The organism is Streptomyces sp. NPDC006385 (genome assembly GCF_040612485.1).
GTDB lineage: Bacteria > Actinomycetota > Actinomycetes > Streptomycetales > Streptomycetaceae > Streptomyces.
Genome location: NZ_JBEXQG010000151.1, coordinates 1 through 4,419, shown reverse-complemented (window position 1 = coordinate 4,419; position 4,419 = coordinate 1). Strand labels below are relative to the sequence as shown.

The 4,419-nt window shown below is 64.5% G+C and carries 4 protein-coding genes; all 4 read right to left on the bottom strand.

Going from position 1 to position 4,419, the window contains the following annotated elements:
- Positions 1-93: 93 nt before the first annotated feature.
- The 4 genes from ABZ078_RS44095 to ABZ078_RS44080 all read right to left on the bottom strand — a co-directional run bounded on the left by ABZ078_RS44095 (position 94) and on the right by ABZ078_RS44080 (position 4,119).
- Complete coding sequence (locus ABZ078_RS44095) at positions 94-495, bottom strand: hypothetical protein (RefSeq protein ID WP_053760155.1); 402 nt, start codon at positions 493-495, stop codon at positions 94-96.
- A 688-nt stretch (positions 496-1,183) separates the two neighbouring features.
- Positions 1,184-2,179, bottom strand: coding sequence for a ParA family protein (locus tag ABZ078_RS44090; RefSeq protein ID WP_356584295.1), 996 nt, complete (start codon positions 2,177-2,179; stop codon positions 1,184-1,186).
- Positions 2,180-3,457: 1,278 nt separating this feature from the next.
- Positions 3,458-3,850, bottom strand: coding sequence for a hypothetical protein (locus ABZ078_RS44085; RefSeq protein WP_356584293.1), 393 nt, complete (start codon positions 3,848-3,850; stop codon positions 3,458-3,460).
- Positions 3,851-3,978: 128 nt separating this feature from the next.
- The gene (locus ABZ078_RS44080) at positions 3,979-4,119 is read right to left on the bottom strand and encodes a hypothetical protein (protein ID WP_356584291.1); all 141 of its coding nucleotides are present in this window, start codon (positions 4,117-4,119) and stop codon (positions 3,979-3,981) included.
- Between the last annotated feature and the right edge of the window lie 300 nt (positions 4,120-4,419).

The following is a 4,419-nucleotide window of genomic DNA, read 5'->3' as shown; positions in this document are numbered from 1 at the left end:
CTCCCTCCTCTGGGCGGCCCCTCATAATTGGCGGCGCCGCCGACCACATCGCTGTGGTCGGCGCCTCCGCGGATCCGATGGGGTGCCTCTGCCCTACTTCCCGAGCGGCCCTTCTGATTCGAGATCGCGGAGGAAGCTGTCAAGGGCCCCTGAGTAGACGTGAACGGCGATGCGCGCGTGCCCTGCTTCCCGGAGATCATTGGCAAGGGGCGCTGCGACGGCATAGACCTCAGGGCTGACCCGATGGCTGGCCTGCTTCCCCGTGCCCACGTCCGTCTCACGAGAGAGAAGGAACTCCTCGGCGAGCGCCAACTGCTCCTCTATGGTCGCCGGCAGATACTGGCTCATTGCAGCGTCGACATACTGCGCAGCCGTCAGCGACTTGCCGGAAGACGAACAATCTTGCGCCACCCGCTTGCTTAGCTGTGTCACCAAGTCCGCCGCGAAGCGGAACGGATGCGTCTGCCAGGCGTCCCGACGGAGCTTGAGGTCCACCCTGCTGCTACGCCATGAGTTGAGCAGTGCCGTGTGTGCGGGCCCTACCTTGGAGCCCTGGCGGGTGGAGACAGAGCGTTTTCGCCGGGACCCTGATGAAGGTGCTCCCCCCGCTCTTGGCTCAGCCTCGGACGTCTCGGCTGTGGTCGCCTCCTCCCCCGGTCCCGGCTGCTCGTCGTCATGAGCAACGAGGTGCTGGTCAGGGGCCTCCCCGTCGTCGGGGAGGCCTTGGTAGGCATGCGGGGTCTTTCCGTGTGTTGCTCCAGAGCTAGCAGTGTCTGGAGATGAAAGATCACCGAGATCCGGTCGTGCCGGTTGGCTGGGGTGCACATCCGTGGCGGAGACCGACAGAGGCGTGACGGAGCCGGTTTCCGCTCCCTCGCTCAACGCCTGGTCCTCGACTGGCGTCTGCGTCGTGTCCGGCGCAACCGCCTCAGCCGCGCCCTGCGAGTCAAAAGGTGTGCTGGGGGAAGGTACGGCAATGGCGTCTTGTGCGGCTGAGGCCGGAACCTGGACAGACTGAACTGGCTGAACTCCGGCACCCTGGCCCAGGACTGAGCGGGCCGCCACGCTTGCCGCACCCGACAGGGCGGGATTGCTGAGCAAGTCTGGACGAGGCCTGAGCCCCGCGACCTTCTTCGCCGTCCTCTTCTTGGGCTGCTTGCGCTCCGCTCCGGAGGTCTCTTCCTCAGGCATCGACGTTCTCCTCGACAAGGACCGGATCGGCGATGGTCCACTTCTGGCGCGGCAGTTGGATGCGGTCCAGGATCTCCTCCACGACGCCCGTGTACTGCTTGCCACACGAGTGATTCGGGAACCGCGTTACGGCGGGCCGGCCGTGGATGTAGGACTCCGAGATGCGGACGTCGCGTCGCACATCTGTAACGAACGGAAAGAGGCCCCGTCCTGGCTCGGCGTTGATGCCGTCACCAATCATCGCGTTCCGGATATCCACGTCTTGAGCCGTCCACGCAGACTCCGGGTTGGAGCGATTGAGTAGAGCGCCGAGAAGCTGCGGCTCGCAGACCCCCTGGGTGTTCGTTGCGATCGCCTGCGTGGCTGCGCTCAGAACCAGGGCGCCCTTGATGGACTGGTACTCCGGGATGCAGACGGTTACCACGAAGTCAGCGGCCGCCAGCGCCACTGCGTTGAGGTGGGATACGGCCGGCGGTGTGTCGATGAGGACAAAGTGGAAGCCCCGTGCCTCCTGGAGCAAGAGGTGCCGAAGGGTGACGATCTCCTTGTAGGGCTTCGTCACGAAGGCGTTCTGCGCCGCTGACATGGATGCCTCTTCCGAGGCAAGGACGCAGAGCTGACCGTGACCTTCGAAGTCTCCCAGTACCTCGTCGGTGCGGTCGAACATCGCCTGCTTGAGATGCGGACGCGGGAACTTCTGGAGAGCCATCTGCAGGATGTAGCCGAGGGACCGCTGGAGCTCCGCTTCGTTCGCAGCCTCATCCTCATGGCCGCCGAGCGTGATGCCGAGCGCGGTTCCAGCTTGCGCCTGGGGCTCAAGATCAACAATTAGGACGTTGTAGCCGGCCATGGAGAGGCGTGCGCCCAAATTCACCGTAGTGGTGGTCTTGCCCACGCCGCCCTTCTGAGTGGCGATGGCAAGCACCACCGGCGCCGGGAGCGATGCCTCGTCGGCGACTTCGATGTCGCTCGGAAGGGTTGTGGTCATCGCGAGGGCCTCCGGAGTTGGGAGAGAGGGTGGCTGCGGGAGACGGCGGGGTGACTGTCGCGTCGTGTCACGCGCTTCAGGTGTATCTGAGTGACGGTACTTGTCATTTGCTGCATCATGAGTGCGCTCTGCTGGCTATTACGGACATTGGGGGCGTGCTTCGTGCACTGGATGTCTGCAGTCCGTGTCACGACGCGACACGGGCGACCATAACAGGAAGATGCGACGAGTGTTGGTGTTGTGGCATAGCGCGGGGCGTGTCGCGGGTCTTGCGGTGTGCCGAGTCGACGCCAGTACCAAGGCCGCGGAGCTTGAGGGACTGCCGCGCAGGCAGGGGGGTGCGCGGACGGCGACAAGAGGTCATGCATCTGGATAGTGCGAAGGGACGTGGTGCGCGTACGGGCAGAGTGACAAGGGCAGACCTGACAAGGGGCGGAAAGTCCGAGCAGGATGCACTCGAAGCGTGGAACGGGCAGATCGACGCGCAGGAAGCGACGTACTCGCAGGTGAGCGGGTTGATAGTGGACAACAGTCGATGTAGGTGCAGTGGCTGTCGCCGGAGAAGCGTGTGAGGTGGAGAGGCGACTGACCTGGCTACATCAATCGAAACCTACAGAGGTGCGAGCATCCCTACAGAGATCCCTACAGAGATCCCTACGTACCTACAGGCATACCTACTAGCATGCCTACAGGGACGGGTTGACTAGTAAATCCCTAGCAGTCAGTGCGTGAGCTGTGGAGAGGGAATGAGTCTGTGTCGGCAATAGGCGGTGAGTACGAAGTGTAGGAGCAGTGCCAGCCTATGTGTTGTTAGGGGAAAGCAAATCGCCAGTGGTAAGTGCGCGGGACAGGCAGAAGGTCCATGCCGCCCGGGACGAATCTTTCAATGAACCAGAGCCGAGGCGAGTGCTCACTTGTGTGGTACGTCAATCACTAGGTGCATTGTCGGCGTACCAGTATCGCGGAGTCCAAAGGGACCTGATGTTGAAACTCCGTCCCAAACAAGCTGCATGAGGCAATTCTCGACGACCAACCGTCTCCGGTCGATATCGAAAACCCGTCGTAACGGGGCTATTCGATGACACTGCTTGAGAACATTCCTATGGAGAATTCAAGGAGGTAGAGAGCCCGAGGAGGCAGTGGCTGTGTGGCGCGTGCAGTGGACACTGGGGGGAGCCATACGGCAGCAACACTATGTCTGGCAGCGACCGGGCTCTGGCCGGTGGCAGTAGGGCACCTGAACGTCTACAGCCGGAACACCTCGGCGCTCTGAACGGCTCAGCCGCACGCGGAGGGGTCAGGTGCCTGCACGGCCCCAGTGGGCTTGGTGAGGTGGGCCAGAAGGACACCCTCTGGGCGGCCGAAGACGTCGCCGGGGTCTGGCTCGCCGGGGACCTGGCCCGTACTCGGTGATGCTGTAGTGAAGCGCAGCCAGAGCCGACCGTCGCCGGTGTGGATGTCCAGGGTGTCGGGGCTGGCTCTTTCCATGTGGCCAGCGGGCCGGGTACAGAGGACCCTGCGGGCAGCCAGCAGGACGTCCAGGCCGGGGATTTCCCAGTGGTCGGGGTCGGTGGGCTGTGTCCAGCCGGTGTCGGTGCGGATGTGGACGGTGTAGTCGGCGTCGGGATCGATCAGCTGGCGGGCGGTGGCGTGGGCGTGGTCGGGGCTCATGCCGCAGCTCCGTCGGCCGAGGGGCGGGGGTGCTCGTGCTCGCCGCCGTTGTTCACCTCGACGAGTAGCAGACCGGGCCCTTCGTTCTGGTCCTCGATGTGGACGTCGGGGACGTCAGTGGCGGGGCCCTACTGGGCGCTGCGGCGGATGAGGACGCTGACGCCGTGGACCTGGATCTCGTAGACGTCGCTGGGGGCGTTGTCCTCGGGGGAGGCGTCGACCACGGTGATCGACGCGTCGCGGATGCGGTGGAGTTCGGGGTCGGCCATGGAAGTTCCAGGGGTGGTCGGCGCGGGGTGGGGGAGTAGGTGGCGGGGTCGAGTGCGACGAGGGCGTCGGCGATGGCCGAGGCCAGGTCGGAGGGGACGAGCTGGAGTTCTGCAGCAGCGCTAGCTTGTCGTGCGGGGTGTCGGCGTGGTCGATCGCTTTGAGCAGCTCCTGGTCCTCGGTGTCTGTGGGGTTCATGAGGGGCCTTGGGTCGGGTGCCGGGCCCTGCCCCACCCGGACGGTGGCAACCCGGCGGGGGTGGTGCTGGACGCCTCAGGTCTCGACGACACCGCGATGTCGGC

Bases quoted from the DNA above. Each gene is read 5' to 3' on its own strand.
- ABZ078_RS44090 (WP_356584295.1), bottom strand. From the start codon at position 2,179: ATGACCACAACCCTTCCGAGCGACATCGAAGTCGCCGACGAGGCATCG.
- ABZ078_RS44085 (WP_356584293.1), bottom strand. From the start codon at position 3,850: ATGAGCCCCGACCACGCCCACGCCACCGCCCGCCAGCTGATCGATCCC.
- ABZ078_RS44080 (WP_356584291.1), bottom strand. From the start codon at position 4,119: ATGGCCGACCCCGAACTCCACCGCATCCGCGACGCGTCGATCACCGTG.